Origin of the sequence: Streptomyces collinus Tu 365 (assembly GCF_000444875.1) — a bacterium.
GTDB classification, from domain to species: domain Bacteria; phylum Actinomycetota; class Actinomycetes; order Streptomycetales; family Streptomycetaceae; genus Streptomyces; species Streptomyces collinus_A.
The window spans coordinates 7,290,101-7,306,220 of record NC_021985.1; the positions used below are offsets into that span (position 1 = coordinate 7,290,101).

Consider the following 16,120-nt stretch of genomic DNA (forward strand, 5'->3'; position numbering starts at 1 on the left):
TGCAGAGCTGTATGGACCGGACGCGCGATCACGGTCCTGATCGTGATCTTTCTATCCGGGCGCCTGGGACCCGGTCAATGGATCACCGCAAAATCCTCTGCGAGAGCCAACCTCGGCCGCACGATTTCCGGAACAGGGCCGCCATGGACGCCTGTTCGGCCCCGGAGGTGAAGATCATCCGCATTGCGCCATATGTCGAAGCGTGTGCTACGGCAGCATGTCGACCTCATGACACCACCAGGCAAGACCTGGTGCCGCGGCGGAGTACGGACCAGGCTGACGTGTACATCTCCAGTCCGCCGTTCCGTCCCCGCAGAAAGCTTCACCGCGCATGCATGCGACCTGTCTCCCCGGTGCCCGAGAAGCACACACCTCGTGTGGGGCGAGGAGGTGCCGCGCGTGGCGCGCTATGTGATGCGCAAGGCGGCCGGCTGGCTTCTGATGATCGTGGTCGCGACGAACGCCACCTATTTCCTGGCCAGTTGGTTCCTCGACCCGCGGTCGAACTTCAAGGAGCTGCGGCCCGTCCGCACCGAGGCGCAGATCGACCGGGCCCTCGCGCCGTACAACCTGGATCCCACGGTGCCGTTGGCGCACCGCTGGTGGGACTGGCTGACCTCGGTGATCCTGCGCTTCGACTGGGGAAAGTCCCCCACCGGGGTCTCCGTCAACGGCGAAGTCGGCTACCGGGCGCTGATCAGCGCGGAGTTGGTCCTCGTCGCGACCGTGCTGTCCGTCGTGATCGGTGTCGCGCTCGGCGTCCACACCGCCGCACGGCAGTACGGCTGGGCCGACCGGGTCTCGCAGGCCGTGTCCATCGTGGTGTTCAACGTCCCCACCTCCGTCGCCGCCCTCGCCGTGGTCTTCGGCGCCATCTGGCTGAACCAGCACGCCGGGCTGCACTTCCTCTACGTCGCGGGGGAGGACTCGCCGGGCGTCGAAGGACTGCTCCCCACGATCGGTGACCGTCTCCTGCACCTGATCCTGCCGACTCTGACGCTCACGCTGATGGGTTACGTCGGCTATCACCTGACGCAGCGTTCGCTGTTGCTCGACACGCTGCACGCCGACTTCGTGCGGACCGCCCGGGCCACCGGGCTCACCCGCACCCAGGCCATCCGCAGGCACGCTCTGAGGGCCGCGCTCATCCCGACGGCTGCTTCCGTGGCGTTCAGTGTCCCGGCCGTCTTCACCGGTGCCGTCATCACGGAGACGATCTTCGGCTGGAACGGCATGGGCCGCTACTTCATCCAGACCATCGGCAAGAACGACGTACACGGCGTGGTCGCGACGGCCGCCTTCGCCGCGGCCCTGACCGCGATCGGTGCGATCCTCGCGGACATCGCCACGGTCTTCCTCGACCCGAGAGTGCGGGTGAGCTGACGTGACCACCGACGCGCCCTCCCGGCCGGCCGAGGAACAGGTGTCACAAGCGGCAACCATCGTGCGAAAGCACGCGAACCCCGGCCTCGGCCGGCTCTACCTGCGGCGGTTCCTGCGCAACCGCATCGCCGTCGTCGGAGTGGTGATCTTCGTGCTGCTGGTGCTGTTCGGAGCCTTCGGCGGCCGGTTCACCTCCTACGCGTACACCGACGCCGACTTCACCGCGCTCACCCAGCCTCCGAGCGGCCGGCACTGGTTCGGCACCAACCAGGGCGGCAACGACATCTATGCCTGCGCCGTCCACGGGCTCCAGCGCTCCCTGATGATCGCCGTGAGCGTGTCGGTACTGACGATCGTCCTGGCCGCGATCATCGGCTCGGGCGCCGCGTACTTCGGCGGCCGGGTCGAGCGGGCGACCCTCGCCGTCATCCACTTCCTGCTGATCGTCCCCTCGTTCCTCATCCTCGCCCTGGTCTCCCACCGGCTGGCCGGCGACTGGCGCGTCCTCATCGCCGTGCTGACCGTGTTCGGCTGGATGTCCACCGCGCGGGTGATCTGGTCCGTCTCGACCTCACTGCGCGAACGGGACTACGTGAAGGCGGCCGAGTTCATGGGAGTCGGTCCGCTGCGAATCGTCCTGCGCCACATCATCCCCAACCTCGGGTCCCTGCTGATCGTCAACCTGACGCTCGGAGTCGTGGCGACCGTGCTCAGCGAAACCGCCCTTTCGTTCCTCGGGTTCGGTGTCCAGACCCCGGACGTCTCCCTCGGCACGATGCTCGCGGACGGCGCGAACACCGTCACGAGCGCCCCCTGGCTCTTCGCCTTCCCCGCCGGACTGGTCGTCCTGCTCACCGTGTCGATGACCTTCATCGGCGACGGCCTGCGCGACGCCCTCGACCCCACGTCGGTGACCGGCTCGGCGGGAGGCCGGCGATGACCCTCGCGACCCCGCTGCCCGCCCCGGCACCCTCCACCGACACCGATCCCGTCCTCTCCGTGCGTGACCTGCGGATCTCGTTCCCCTCCGAGGCGGGCACCGTCGAGGCGGTACGCGGCGTGAGCTTCGACCTGCTGCCCGGCCGGACCCTCTGCGTCGTCGGCGAGTCGGGCTCGGGCAAGTCGGCCACCGCGATGGGCATCATGGGCCTGCTGCCGCCCACCGCCGACCTGCGCGGCCAGGTGCTGCTCGGCGGACAGGACCTCATCGGCCTCGACGACCGGGCACTGTCGAAGATCCGCGGCAACTCCATCGGCATGGTCTTCCAGGACCCCTTGTCCGCCCTCACACCGATCTTCTCGGTGGGCAGGCTGCTCTCCGACGCCCTGCGGGTCCACCAGGACCTGACGAAGCGGGCAGCCTGGGAACAGGCCGTGGAACTGCTCGACCTCGTCGGCATTCCCGACCCGCGCAACCGGGCCGCCGCCTTCCCGCACGAGTTCTCCGGCGGCATGCGCCAGCGCGTGGTCATCGCCATGGCCATCGCCAACAGACCGTCCGTGCTGGTGGCCGACGAACCCACCACCGCACTCGACGTCACCGTGCAGGCCCAGATCCTCGACGTGCTGCGGCTGGCACAGCAGGAGACCGGCGCCGGTCTCGTCCTGATCACGCACGACCTCGGGGTCGTGGCGGGCCACGCGGACGACGTCGCCGTCATGTACGCGGGCCGGATCGTGGAACACGCGGGCGCCGGGGAACTCTTCCGCCGGCCGACGATGCCGTACACCGCGCGGCTGCTCGCCGCCGTGCCCACCGTGGACGGCGGGACCCACCGGCCCCTGGTCCCGATCGGTGGGGAGCCACCCGCCCCGGTGGGCCTCCCGGACGGCTGCCCCTTCGCACCCCGCTGTGCCGTCGCCCTCGACGTGTGCCGCTCCGGCGAGCCGCAGCTGCGCCACGTCACCGGGCACGGACACGTGGCCTGCCTTCGCGCCACCGAGATCGCCGACGGATCCCTGGACCCGACGGGCGATGCCGCGCCCGTCGACCCACCGGCGCCCTCGAGTCGTGCCGCGGCCGGCGAGGTGGTGCTCCGTGTCGAGGACCTCGTCAAGACCTACCCGGTCACCAAGGGCGTCCTCCTCAAGCGCCGAGTCGGTACCCTGCGCGCCGTCAACCGGGTCAGCTTCGAGCTGCGTGCCGGCGAGACGCTCGGCCTGGTCGGTGAGTCCGGCAGCGGCAAGACCACGACCCTGATGGAGATCCTTCGGCTCGGACGGCCCGAAGGCGGCCGGATCGAGGTCTCCGGCGTCGACGTCGGCACGGTCCTGTCCGGCGCGCGCCCACGGCAGCTGCGGCAGGACGTACAGATCGTCATGCAGGACCCCCTGGGGGCTCTGGACCCCCGGATGCCCGTATTCCACTCGCTGGCCGAACCCCTGCGGGCGATCGGGCGTGATCGCGAGTCGATCCGCGCACGGGTCCGCGAACTGCTGACCCTGGTGGGTCTGGACGACTCGGTGAGCGACCGCTTCCCGGCCGCACTCTCCGGAGGCCAGCGCCAACGGGTCGCCATCGCCCGTGCCCTGGCGACGGAGCCGAAGCTGCTCGCGCTCGACGAGCCGCTCTCCGCGCTCGACGTCTCGGTACAGGCCGGGGTGATCAACCTGCTGGCGCGGCTCAAGCGGGAACTCGGCCTCGCCTACCTCGTGGTCGCCCACGACCTGGCCGTGGTCCGGTACATCTCCGATCGCATCGCGGTGATGTACCTGGGACACATCGTCGAGACCGGGGACACCGAGGCGATCTTCTCCGATCCGAGGCACCCCTACACGCGGGCGCTGCTGTCGGCGATCCCGATACCCGACCCCGAGCGGGAACGCACCCGCGAACGCGTCGTGCTGGAGGGCGAGCAGCCGACCGCCGCCCGGGTGCCCGCGGGATGTGTCTTCGTCGACCGCTGCCCGCTGTACCACCTTGCCGACGAGGAACTGCGGCACCGCTGTCGCACCCAGCCCCCCGCGCCGGCCTCGGCAGCCGGACTCCCCGGCCATCGGTACGCCTGCCACGGAGTCTGAACACGGTCCGTCGATGCTGTCCCCTCACCGACCCCTAAGGAACCCTCCACCATGCGCACGAGACTGGCCCTGCCCGTCGCTCTGATCGCTGCCGTCTCCGTCACCGCCACCGCGTGCCAGTCCTCGCCGGGGAAGGACTCCGCGCGGCCGGACGCGAAGAACGCTCCGTCGGCCGCGTCGTCCGCCGCCGACTACAACCCCACGCCGTACGACCGGATCAAGGAGGGGGGCACGTACACCACGGTCGGGACCTTCGACGACCAGGGCAATCCGTTCAACGTCAATGCCACGCTGACCGCCTCCCGTATCTGGGCCTGGTACAACGCCGACGCGATCACCTACGCGCCGACCGGCGAGGTGCAGTACAACCCGGACTACTTCAGCGACGTGAAGGTCTCCGTGGAAGGCGGCAACCAGAAAGTCACGTTGACCATCAACCCCAAGGCCGTCTTCAACGACGGCACACCGGTCGACTGGACCGCGATCAGGGCCACGTGGAAGGCCAACAACGGCTCCGACAAGGCCTACGCCGCCTCCTCCACGGACGGTTACGACCAGATCACCTCGGTCGAGCAGGGCGGCAACGCCAAGCAGGCCGTGATCACCTTCAGGGGAGTGAACGCTTCCTGGTCCGGCCTGTTCACCACCTTCCTGCACCCCAAGGCCGCGACGGTCCGGAATTTCAACGACGCCTACGTCAAGAAGGCCCACCCGGAGTGGGGCGTGGGGCCGTACACCGTGGGCAAGTGGGACGCCCACTCGGGCGACATCACCTTCGTCCGCAATCCGAAGTGGTGGGGCAGGAAGGGCAAGCTCGACAAGCGCGTCTACGTCAACCTTGAATCGACCGCGGCGATCAACGCCTTCAAGAACGGGCAGCTCGACTACGCCTCCGCGGCCGACGCGGAGAGCCTCAAGCAGGTCAAGGGGATCCGAGGCACGGAGATCCGCAGTGGCGGAAGCCCCTTCGAGTACTCGCTGTACTTCAACACGAAGTCCTCCGTCCTCGCCGACAGGACGGTGCGCAAGGCCATCGAGGAGAGCATCGATCGCACCCAGATCGCGAAGATCCGGTTCCAGGGCCTCGACTACCGGGAGCCCCTCCCGGGTTCCGCCATCCTGTACAGCTTCCAGAAGGGCTACGAGGACAATGTCTCGGCCGTGTTGAAGTACGCGCCGGACGAGGCGCGGAAGGCACTCGACGCGGCGGGCTGGAAGCCCGGGGGCGACGGTGTCCGGGCCAAGAACGGCAAGAAGCTCGAAGTCGGCTACACGCTCCTGGGCGACGACCCGCTGGACAAGGCGACCGCCGGCGCCTTCGCGGCGATGCTGAAATCGGTGGGCGTCCGCCTCGACATCGGAAAGGCCGACGAGGCGGACTTTTCCAAGATCCTCAGCGACCGCAAGTTCGATCTGTTCCTCTCCGGAAACCGCTCGATGGACCCGTTCGGCGCCCGCTACCTGTGCGACTTCTACTGCTCCGACCGCGACTCCAACATCACCGGTGCCGGCTCGCCCGCGCTGGACACGGACATCCGTGCCACCGGCAGGATCGCCGACCTCGGCAAGCAGGCCGCGGCGGCCAACGAGGTCGAGCGGAAGGCGCTCCAGGAGTACGCCTTCCTCCCGCTGTTCAGCGGACCCTCGACCTACGGCGTGAAAAAGGGCCTCGCCAACGTCGGCGCGACCATCTTCTACAACCCGCTCCCGGAGACGGTCGGCTGGGAGAAGTGACCACCCCGCAGGACCGTGCCGGAGGGCAGGCGCCCGCGGTCCGCTGAACCGTCCTGCGGGCGCGCGTCACCCATCCCGGTGCGCGGGCCCTGATCCGTCACCTTCCGCGGCCAGGGTCGCCCGCACCCGCTGTTCTTCGCGAGCGGAGTCGACGTCCCGTTCCAGGGGTGTGCGGCTCACGGCTGTCGCGAGGTCTTCCAAGGCCCGTCTTTGCAGTTGCGCTTCGCGCCGCACGGCCGGGCTCCCGTTGCCGGCGGCGGTGTCCTCCCACGCGTGAAGGGCCTCCTCCACGCGCCCCCAGTCCGGATTCCTGTGCTCGCGCACGGCGGCCGCCGCCTTCGCGGTGTCCGTCTCCAGGGCCTCGGCGAACCGCTCCGCCTCGGGGACGAACCGGCTGTCGGCCCGTGGGACGTGGCTCTCCATGAGCATCGCCGCCCGGCCCAGCCCCTTGATCGCCTCCTGCGCCTCCCGCGCCTCCCGCGACGTCAGACCCCTGGGGCGGACCGGTTCCCGCCGTGCCCGGTCGTACGCCTCCTGCCAGGCGGCACGTGCCTGCCTGCTCTCCAGCAGGGCCCGGCGCATGTCGGCGTGATGCTCCGGGGTCGGTTCGGCGTAGTCGCGGAGCACCGCGGCCGCGTAGCGGCCGTTGGCGGCGAGCCAGTCCGCGAGCCGGCCCGGCAGCCGGGGTGTCTCCCATGCGGGGAACACCACGTACGCCAGCATCGCCAGGGCTCCGCCGAGCAGGGTGAGCACCACCCGTTCCGGGACCGTCTGCTCCCATGCCTGGCCTCCCATGCCGAGCAGGAAGACGACGTACGCGACGGTGAAGCACTGTGAGTAGGCGTAGCCGGTACGGTTCAGCGTGTACGACAGGCCCGCCGAGACCACCGCCAGCGCGCCGGAGACATGGGCGTCCGGGCCCAGGGCCCGCACCACGCCGGTGGCGAGCGCGACCCCCGCCAGGGTCCCGGCGAGACGGGCCACCGCACGCGCGTACGTCCGGTGGAAGTCCGGCCGCATCACCATCACCGAGGCGAGGGGCGCCCAGTAGCCGTGGCCGAGGGGCAGCCGGGCGGCGATCAGATAGCCGAGCGTGGCCACCGCCGCCAGGCGGACGGCGTGCCGGAAGACGGGTGAGTCCCGGCGGGTCTCACGACGGACCGCCCGGACGACGACCGGGACCAGCCGGAGCATCGTCGGGCGCACCAGGAACGGGGCGCCCGCGGGGCCGGGCGGCGCGGGCGTCGTCTCGCGCGCGCAGCCGCTCCGGGCGATCTCCAGCACCTCCCCGAGCAGTTCCACGAGCCGCTCGGCGGCTTGCCGCGCGGGGCCCTCCAGCACCTCGTGCTCCTCGTCGACGCGCAGGACGTCCATGCTCTCGGGCCGCACCTGGGCGGGAGTGCCGCGGCGGATCGAACGGGCGGCCGCGTCCAGGACGTCGGCGGCCGCGTCGAGCAACTCCCGTGCGCGGTCCCGCCCCGGCCCCTCCGCCGGGGCGCCGACGTCCGGGTCGGCGAGCGCGGCCACGACCGGCCGGATGCGCTCGGCGAGTCCCCGGGGGCCGTGCAGGACGGGGGGACGGGTGCGGGCCTGTGACGGCGTCACGGCAGCCGCGTCCCGGGCCGTCATCAACGGCTCCGGGTCGAACGGGGCGGTCGGGTCGTGCCGCAACCGGCGGGCGTAGTCCGCCACGGCGGCCAGCGCGTCGGCGAGCGCGTCACGATGCGCTCCCCAACGCCGGATCGGGAACAGCAGGATCAGCACGGCCTGGGTCACGCCTCCGAGTGCGATGACTCCGGCGTGCTCCAGGGCTCGCCCGGTGCTCGTGGGCAAGGTGATGGTCACGAGCATGCTGCCCACGGTCGTCGCCGCGACGATCCCGGCGGTCGAACCGACGGCCCACGCCATTCCCGCGGCGAACGCCCATACGGCCAGCAGCGGCAGGAACGTCACGAGTCGCCCCGCCGCCAGGTAGCCCACGAAGGTGCTGAGCGCCAGACCCGCGCCCGTGCCGAGCGCGACCACCTTGCGTGGACGCCAGCTGCGCTGGAAGGTCGCCCCACCCGCGGAGTAGGCGCCGAGGGCGGCGGACGCCGCGTACGCGGGGGAGACCAGCCACAGCGCCGGCCCGACGACGATCGCCACCCCGGCGGCCGCGCGCAGCGCGAGCAGGGGCTCCAGCCGCGTCTCCTCGATCGTGAGCCCGGATCGCACGACCTCCCCGAAGGCCCGCAGCCACGTCACGGGTGTCCTCCAGGCCGGAGCGCGGGCAGTCGTCGCTGGGTCGGGTCCGGCCGGAGCACGGCGATTGCCCCCAGCCCCGTCCGGGGGACGGGCGGATCGCCACCCGTCCCCCGGACCGGGCCAGGGGAGACAGGGGGCACGGCGGCCCCGGGTCTCCTACCGCTTGTGGCCGTTGCCGTGTCCGTCGGGGTGCAGGACCACCTTGGTCCAGCCGTCGTCACGGGCGTCGAAGTGCTCGTAGGCGGTGGGGGCCTCGTCCAGGCCGAGTTCGTGGGAGACGACGAAGCTCGGCTTCGCCTTCCCGCCGGCGATCAGGTCCCGCAGGGCCCGGTTGTACCTCTTCACCGGCGCCTGCCCGGTCCCCATGTGCTGGCCCTTGAACCACATCATGCCGAAGTCGATGGGGACCTTGCCCTGCGCCTCCAGCTCGCCCTGGGCCTCCGCGCCGCCGGGGTCCTGGGGCAGGAACACGCCCACCACGCCGATGTGGCCGGTGAACCTGACCGAGTCGATCAGGCCGTTGAGCGTGAGACTGGCGTCCTCGTGGCCCTGGGGGTCGTGGGCCTGGTAGCCGACGCACTCGCAGCCGTTGTCGGCGCCCAGACCGAGGGTGGCCTCCTTGACGACCTGCGCCGGGTCCTGCTCGGCGGTGTTGATGGGGATGGCCCCGATCTCCTCCGCCTTGCGCAGCCGGTCGGGCTGGTGATCGGCCGTCCAGACGCGGCCGGCGCCCCGCAGGAGGGCGGAGTACGTCGCCATCAGCCCGACCGGACCGGCCCCGAAGACGATGGTCTGGTCACCCGGCTTGACGTGGGCCATCTCGGTGGCGTGATAGCCGGTGGGGAAGATGTCGGCGAGCATCACGTAGTCGGTCTGCCGCTCGGCGGCGTCCTCACCCAGACGCAGCGCGTTGAAGTCGCCGTAAGGCACGCGCAGCAGCTCCGCCTGGCCACCCTGGTAGGGGCCCATGTCGGCGAAACCGTAGGCCGCTCCGGCGAGGGCGGGTTCCGGCTGCATGGTCAGGCAGTAGTTGGTCAGGCCCTGCTCGCACTGCTTGCAGAAGCCGCAGGCGATGTTGAAGGGCAGGACCACGTACTCGCCGACCTGCACCTTGCGCACCGCCGAGCCGACCTCCACCACCTGGCCCAGGTTCTCGTGCCCCAGGGTGCGGCCGGACTCGAACGAGGTGCGGCCCTCGTACATGTGCAGGTCCGAACCGCAGATGTTGGTCGTGGTGATCTTGACGATGATGTCGCAGGGATGCTCGATCTTCGCGTCCGGTACGTCCTTCACAGCGACCGTCCGCGGTCCTTCGTATACCGCAGCCTTCATGATGACTTCCCTCGATGTCGCGGCATGGCGGGATGGGGAAGGCGTGAGGAGCACGCCTCTCCTGGCGTTCACCTCGGTCAGGGGGGAACGACGATCCGCCGCCGGCCCGCTCGCCGGAGCGGAGCTTCAGCACTCGACGGCGTGCCGTGCGGGTCCCCGCCCCCCACGACGCGAAACAGCCCCCACCGATCGATCGGCGGATTCCCCGGACCCAGGGCCCCGCACGACCGGCGGGAGCGGGGCGGTGACGGCGTCTGTCGCGCGGTTCGCGGCGGGATCGGGTAATCAGGAACGGTGAACAAGGACGCGAACGACTCCTTCGTGCATGTCCGGGGCGCAGGTGAGAACAACCTGCGGAACATCGATGTCGACGTCCCGCGGGACGCGATGGTCGCCTTCACCGGCGTCTCCGGTTCGGGCAAGTCCTCGCTCGCGTTCGGCACGCTCTACGCGGAGGCCCAGCGGCGCTATTTCGAGTCCGTGGCACCCTACGCCCGCAGACTGTTGCAGCAGGTCGGCGCACCGCACGTGCAGGAGATCACCGGACTGCCACCGGCCGTGGCCCTGCAGCAGCGACGCGGTGCGCCCAGCTCGCGCTCGACGGTCGGCACCCTCACCACCCTGTCCAATCTGCTGCGCATCCTGTACTCCCGCGCCGGCACCTATCCGCCCGGGGCCGCACGGCTGGACGCCGAGTCGTTCTCTCCCAACACCGCGGCCGGCGCCTGCCCGGAGTGCCACGGACTGGGCGTCGTGCACGACGTCGCCGAGGACCTGCTCGTCCCGGACCCCTCGCTGAGCATCCGCGAGGGGGCGATCGCCGCCTGGCCGGGCGCCTGGCAGGGCGCCAACCTGCGCAGTGTCGTGAACGGCCTGGGCATCGACATCGACCGGCCGTGGCGCCGGCTCAGGAAGAAGGACCGGGACTGGCTGCTGTACACGGACGAACAGCCCTCCGTGTACATCGAGCCGGAGGAGGACCGCGTCGACTACGGCTACCAGGGCAAGTTCTGGAGCGCACGCAAGCACGTCATGCACGTCCTCGCCGACTCCAAGAGCGAGAAGATGCGCGAACGGGCGCTCCGGTTCGTCCGGAGTGTGCCCTGCCCCGCTTGTCACGGCAGCGGGCTGCGGCCCGAGGCGCTCGCCGTGACCTTCGCCGGACGTTCCATCGCCGAGATCAACGCGATGCCGCTCGCCGAGGTCGTGGCGCTGCTGCGGCCCGTCGCGGGGCGGTCCGAGGCCGACGCCACCACGTCGACCGCCCGATCCGGGGAGACGACCGAGGTCGCGGTCCGCATCTGCGGCGATCTGGTCGCGCGGATCGACGTCCTGCTCGACCTGGGCCTTGGATATCTCAGCCTCGGGCGCCGCTCGACGACCCTGTCGCCGGGCGAGGCGCAGCGCCTGCGGATCGCCACCCAGCTGCGCTCGGGGCTGTTCGGCGTCGTCTACGTCCTCGACGAACCCTCCGCGGGCCTGCACCCGGCCGACGCGGAACCGCTGCTGGACGTGCTGGACCGTCTCAAGGCGGCGGGCAACTCGCTGTTCGTCGTGGAGCACGACATGGACGTCGTACGGCGGGCGGACTGGGTGGTCGACATCGGCCCCGGTGCGGGCGAGGGCGGCGGACGCGTGCTGTACAGCGGCCCGGTCGCCGGTCTTGAGCGGGTCGGGGAGTCGGCCACGAGCCGGTACCTGTTCGGGCGCGCCGAGCCGCTCGATCACCGCCCGCGCGCACCGCACGGCTGGCTGCATCTGCGCGGCGTCTCCCGCCACAATCTGCACGACGTGTCCGTCGACGTGCCGCTCTGCGTACTGACGGCGGTGACGGGCGTGTCCGGTTCGGGGAAGTCGACGCTGGTGACGCAGGTGCTCGCCGAGGTCGTCCGCGGCCACCTGGGGCTCGTACCCGAGGAGCCCGACGAGGCGCAGCTGGAGGTCGACGTCCAGGACGCGTCGGGGGTCGAGTCGTTCGACCGGCTGGTCCTGGTCGACCAACGGCCCATCGGCCGGACGCCCCGGTCCAACCTGGCCACGTACACCGGGATGTTCGACGCGGTGCGCAAGCTGTACGCGGCGACGGACGAGGCCAGGGCGCGCGGCTACCCGGCCGGTCGGTTCTCCTTCAACGTGCCCGAAGGGCGGTGCGAGACCTGCCAGGGCGAAGGATTCGTCGCGGTGGAACTGCTGTTCCTGCCCGGCACCTACGCGCCGTGCCCGACCTGCGAAGGCGCCCGGTACAACGCCGAAACGCTGGAGGTCACCTACCGCGGCAAGAACATCGCGGAGGTACTGGCGCTGTCCGTCGACGCCGCCGCCGAGTTCCTGTCCTGCGTCCCGGCCGCCTCCCGCAGTCTGGAGACGCTGCGCGAGGTGGGGCTGGGGTATCTGCGGCTGGGCCAGCCCGCGACGGAACTCAGCGGCGGTGAGGCGCAACGCATCAAACTGGCGACCGAACTGCAGCGGGCCCGGCGCGGGCACGCGCTGTACCTGCTCGACGAGCCGACGGCGGGGCTGCACCCCTCGGACATCGCGCTGCTGCTGCGACAGCTGCACCGGCTCGTCGACGCCGGCAACACGGTCGTCCTCGTCGAGCACGACCTGGACACGATCGCCACCGCCGACTGGGTCATCGATCTCGGGCCGGGCGGCGGCGACGCGGGCGGCCGGGTCGTCGCGGCGGGCCCGCCGGCCAAGGTGGCCAAAGCCCGCCGCAGCGCCACCGCGCCCTATCTCGCGGCCCGGCTCGCGCACTCCTGACGACGCGATCGCGAGGGCGGATCCCCGGGCGCCTGCGGCGCGACCCGGTGGCCGGGTGGTCCCGCACACCGGCGCGGTGCGCGAGTACGCCGACCTTGCGGCAACCGGGGGACCCGGCCTGCCGCGGCAGTCCCGCAGTCCGGCATGAGCGGTTGCCTGTGGCAAGAATGACCCTATGCACATGGTGATCGCGGGTGGACACGGAAAGATCGCGCGCCGGCTGACCCGGCTGCTCTCGGCGCGCGGCGACAACGTCACCGGGCTGATCCGCAACCCGGACCACGCCGACGACCTGCGCGCGGACGGTGCGGAACCGGTGGTGTGCGATCTGGAGCACGCCTCGGTGGAGGAGGTGGCCGGCCACCTCCGCGGCGCCGACGCGGCACTGTTCGCCGCGGGCGCCGGACCGGGCAGCGGCGCGGCCCGCAAGCAGACGGTGGACAGGAACGCGGCCGTCCTCCTCGCCGACGCGGCCGAGCGCGCCGGGACGCGCCGCTTCCTGGTGATCTCCGCGATGGGCGTGGACAGCCCGCCGCCGCCCGGCACCGACCCGGTGTTCGCCGCCTACCTGAAGGCCAAGGGCGAGGCGGACGCCGACATCAGCTCCCGTCCGGGACTGGACTGGACGATTCTGCGCCCGGGGATGCTGACCGACGACCCCGGTAGCGGCCGCGTCACGCTCGCCGAGCACACCGACCGCGGCCAAGTGCCGCGCGACGACGTGGCTGCGGTGCTCGCCGCCCTGCTCCACGAGCCCAGGACCGCCGGACGCATTCTCGAACTGGTCAGCGGGTCCACCCCGGTCGAGGAGGCGGTGCGCGCCGTGGCCGGCGGCTGACGCCTCGGCGTGTGTGCCGCCCACGCCACCACACGCGGACGTGCTGCCCACGGCCCAGCAGGTGCCCCACTTCGGACGCACCGGCCCCTGCGCCTCGCGGCATGCAGCGGCCGGGTGGCAGGCCGCCCGCGCCAGCCACCTCGCCGCCCCCGGCCCCGGGTGCACCCTCCAGGCGCACCGCAACAGCCACAATCCGGCGGCGCCGCGTCCCGCCGGGCTTCGGGGTCCCGGGGCCCCTCCGCGCGCTCGCCCGCGTACTCCCGTCCGGCGCGAGTCTCCGGCACGCGCGGGTACCGGCTCCGGCCGCCTGCCCCCACCCCACGGCGTGAGTACCGTCCGCGCCGTCGGAGCCAGAAAGAGAGTCCATGCTGCTGTCTGCCCTGCCAACAGCCGCCGACCCGCCACAGCTCCTGCCCGCGCGTGAGCAGATGGCGTTCACCCTGGGCTTCCACATCATCCTGGTGCCCTTCGGCCTCGCGTTCACCTTCATGATGCTGGTCTGCCACTACCGGGCGCTGCGGCGCGGCGATCAGCAGGCGCTGGTCCTGGCGCAGCGATGGTCCAAGGTGGCCGCCGTGCTGTTCGCGGTGGGGGCCGTGTCCGGCACCGTGCTGACGTTCGAGCTGGGGCTGCTCTGGCCCGGGCTCATGGGCACATACGGGCCGGCCTTCGGGTTTCCGTTCGCCGTCGAGGGTCTCTTCTTCTTCCTGGAAGCGATCTTCGTGGCCATCTACATCTACGGCTGGAGGAGGCTGCCCCCGTGGCCGCACTTCTTCACCGGTGTCGTGGTCACCCTGGCGGGCGTCGGCGGAACGGCCTCCGTCATCGCGGCCAACAGCTGGATGAACCAGCCCGCCGGAATCGAGGTGCGGAACGGGCGTGTGGTGGGCGTGGTCCCCTCCCAGGTCTTCTTCAACGGCGCGTTCTGGTGGGAGATGGTGCACATGCTCCTCGCGGCGTACATCGTCGCGGGGTTCATGGTCGCGGGCGTGTACGCGTGGGGCCTGCTCAAGGGGCGCCGGGACCACTACCACCGGCTGGGGTTCGCCGTTCCGTTCACGGTCGCCGCGATCGCCATGCCGCTGCAGTTCCTCGTCGGGGACACGATCGCCCGCCAGGTGTACGACAGGGAGCCGGCGAAGTTCTCCGCCATCGAACTCCTGCCGACCACCGGTGATCACGTCCCGGAGACCCTCGGCGGCATCTTCGCCGACGGCAAGGTGCGCTACGGCGTCCAGCTTCCCGACGTGGCCTCGATCCTCGCCGGTTTCACCCCGTCCACCACGATCAAGGGCCTCGACGCGATCCCCGCAGCGGTACGCCCCACGGACTCGGCCGTCAGCATCGTGCACCTCGCCTTCGACGTCATGGTCGCCACCGCATCGCTCCTGCTCCTGCTGGCACTCTGGTTCGCCTGGCTGTGGTGGCGGCGGCGCGAGGTGCCGACCGACCGCTGGTTCCTGCGAAGCTCCGCGGTCTCCGGGCTGGTCGCGCTCGTCTGCCTGGAGAGCGGCTGGGTGGTCACCGAGGTCGGCCGCCAGCCCTGGACGGTCGTGGGGCTGCTGCTGACGGAGAACGCCGTCGCCACGCAGGGGAACCTGTGGCCCCTGTTCGCCACGGTCCTCGTGATCTACGCGTGCGTCGCCGTCGGCGCCTTGTACGTCCTGCGAACCTTGCGCCGCCGCTGGTCGGAGCAGGGCACGGAGGCCGCCGTGGTCCCGTACGGCCCCTGGGCGGCGCCGGCGACGAACGGGCCCCCCTTCGCAGGAGGCGACGCATGACCGATCTCATCGCCGTGGTCCTGTTCATCGGGGTCATCGCCTACGCCCTCTTCGGCGGCGCCGACTACGGGGCCGGCTTCTGGGACCTGACAGCCGGCGGCGCCGCGCGGGGACGTCCCGTACGGGAGCTGGTCAACGTCTCCGTCAGCCCGGTGTGGGAGGCCAACCACACATGGCTGATCTTCTGCTTCGTCACGATCTGGACGGCCTTCCCCCAGGCGTTCACCGCCATGACCACCACGCTGTACATCCCCCTGGGCCTGGCGGCGCTGGGGATCGTGGCCAGGGGCTCGGGCTTCGCCTTCCGGCACGCGCTGGCCCAAGGGCGGGGAGAGCTGGTCAGCGGGGTCGCGTTCGCCTGCTCGTCGGTGCTGACCCCGTTCTTCTTCGGCGCCGTCGCGGGCGGGATCGCCTCCGGTCGCGTCCCCTCGGCCGGGCACGGCGACGCGCTGTCCAGCTGGCTCAATCCGACCTCCGTTCTCGGTGGCGTCCTCGCGGTCACCGTCTGCGCCTACCTCGCCGCCGTGTTCCTCACCGGACAGGCCCGGCGCCGAGCGGACACTCCCCTAGAGGAGGCGTTCAGGCACCGGGCCTTCGCGGCGGGCATCGTCGCGGGACTGGTGGCGCTCGTGGGCGTGTTCGTACTGCGTGCGGACTCTCCGCGCCTGTTCCACCAGCTGAGCACGGTGGGTGCACCGCTCCTGGCCGTCTCGGGCCTGTGCGGCCTGGCCGCGCTGCTCCTGCTGCGCAAGGGCGGCCCCCCTGTCGTGCGCACCCTGGCGGCCATCGCGATCACCACCGTCGTCGCGGGATGGGGAGTGGCTCAGTACCCGTACCTCCTGGGCACCCACCTGACGATCCAGCAGGCGGCGGCTCCGCCGGCCACCCTGTGGGTGCTGATCGCGGTGTCCTTCGTCGCGGTCGTCCTGATCGTGCCCTCGCTCCTTCTGCTGTACGGCCTGCAACTGCGACGCAAGCTCGGCTGACGAGGGACTTCCGTCACCGGGATCCCGCCGGACGCGCC

The 16,120-nt window shown here is 71.2% G+C and carries 10 protein-coding genes; 8 read left to right on the forward strand and 2 right to left on the reverse strand.

Features of this window, described 5'->3' with window-relative positions:
• The first annotated feature begins 399 nt into the window (after nucleotides 1–399).
• The 4 genes from B446_RS31625 to B446_RS31640 all read left to right on the forward strand — a co-directional run bounded on the left by B446_RS31625 (nucleotide 400) and on the right by B446_RS31640 (nucleotide 6,138).
• The gene (locus B446_RS31625; protein ID WP_043476836.1) at nucleotides 400–1,383 is read left to right on the forward strand and encodes an ABC transporter permease; all 984 of its coding nucleotides are present in this window, start codon (nucleotides 400–402) and stop codon (nucleotides 1,381–1,383) included.
• A gap of 61 nt (nucleotides 1,384–1,444) precedes the next feature.
• Nucleotides 1,445–2,323 carry an ABC transporter permease gene (locus B446_RS31630; RefSeq protein WP_052352402.1) on the forward strand — a complete coding sequence of 293 codons (879 nt, stop codon included), beginning with the start codon at nucleotides 1,445–1,447 and terminating at the stop codon, nucleotides 2,321–2,323.
• Entirely contained in the window at nucleotides 2,320–4,404 is a 2,085-nt protein-coding gene (locus tag B446_RS31635) for an ABC transporter ATP-binding protein (protein ID WP_020943520.1), read from the forward strand. The genes B446_RS31630 and B446_RS31635 overlap by 4 nt, the downstream gene beginning before the upstream one ends.
• A gap of 51 nt (nucleotides 4,405–4,455) precedes the next feature.
• On the forward strand, nucleotides 4,456–6,138 hold the full coding sequence (locus tag B446_RS31640) for an ABC transporter family substrate-binding protein (protein WP_020943521.1): 1,683 nt from the start codon (nucleotides 4,456–4,458) through the stop codon (nucleotides 6,136–6,138).
• Nucleotides 6,139–6,204: 66 nt separating this feature from the next.
• On the opposite strand, the gene B446_RS31645 is transcribed toward B446_RS31640, so the two are convergent.
• Both B446_RS31645 and B446_RS31650 read right to left on the reverse strand, forming a co-directional pair.
• Nucleotides 6,205–8,382 (reverse strand): FUSC family protein, encoded by a 2,178-nt coding sequence (locus tag B446_RS31645; RefSeq protein ID WP_020943522.1) that lies wholly within the window; start codon nucleotides 8,380–8,382, stop codon nucleotides 6,205–6,207.
• A gap of 156 nt (nucleotides 8,383–8,538) precedes the next feature.
• Entirely contained in the window at nucleotides 8,539–9,714 is a 1,176-nt protein-coding gene (locus B446_RS31650) for a glutathione-independent formaldehyde dehydrogenase (RefSeq protein WP_052352100.1), read from the reverse strand.
• A 294-nt stretch (nucleotides 9,715–10,008) separates the two neighbouring features.
• On the opposite strand from B446_RS31650, the gene uvrA reads away from it, so the two are divergent.
• From uvrA to B446_RS31670, 4 genes are all read left to right on the forward strand, one after another.
• Nucleotides 10,009–12,477: an excinuclease ABC subunit UvrA gene (uvrA, locus tag B446_RS31655; protein WP_020943523.1), complete on the forward strand. Its 2,469-nt coding sequence runs from the start codon at nucleotides 10,009–10,011 to the stop codon at nucleotides 12,475–12,477.
• Nucleotides 12,478–12,652: 175 nt separating this feature from the next.
• A complete protein-coding gene (locus B446_RS31660; protein ID WP_020943524.1) occupies nucleotides 12,653–13,315 on the forward strand; it encodes an SDR family oxidoreductase in 663 nt (220 codons plus the stop codon).
• A gap of 365 nt (nucleotides 13,316–13,680) precedes the next feature.
• Complete coding sequence (locus tag B446_RS31665) at nucleotides 13,681–15,096, forward strand: cytochrome ubiquinol oxidase subunit I (RefSeq protein WP_020943525.1); 1,416 nt, start codon at nucleotides 13,681–13,683, stop codon at nucleotides 15,094–15,096.
• Entirely contained in the window at nucleotides 15,093–16,082 is a 990-nt protein-coding gene (locus B446_RS31670; RefSeq protein ID WP_020943526.1) for a cytochrome d ubiquinol oxidase subunit II, read from the forward strand. The genes B446_RS31665 and B446_RS31670 overlap by 4 nt, the downstream gene beginning before the upstream one ends.
• Nucleotides 16,083–16,120 lie beyond the last annotated feature (38 nt).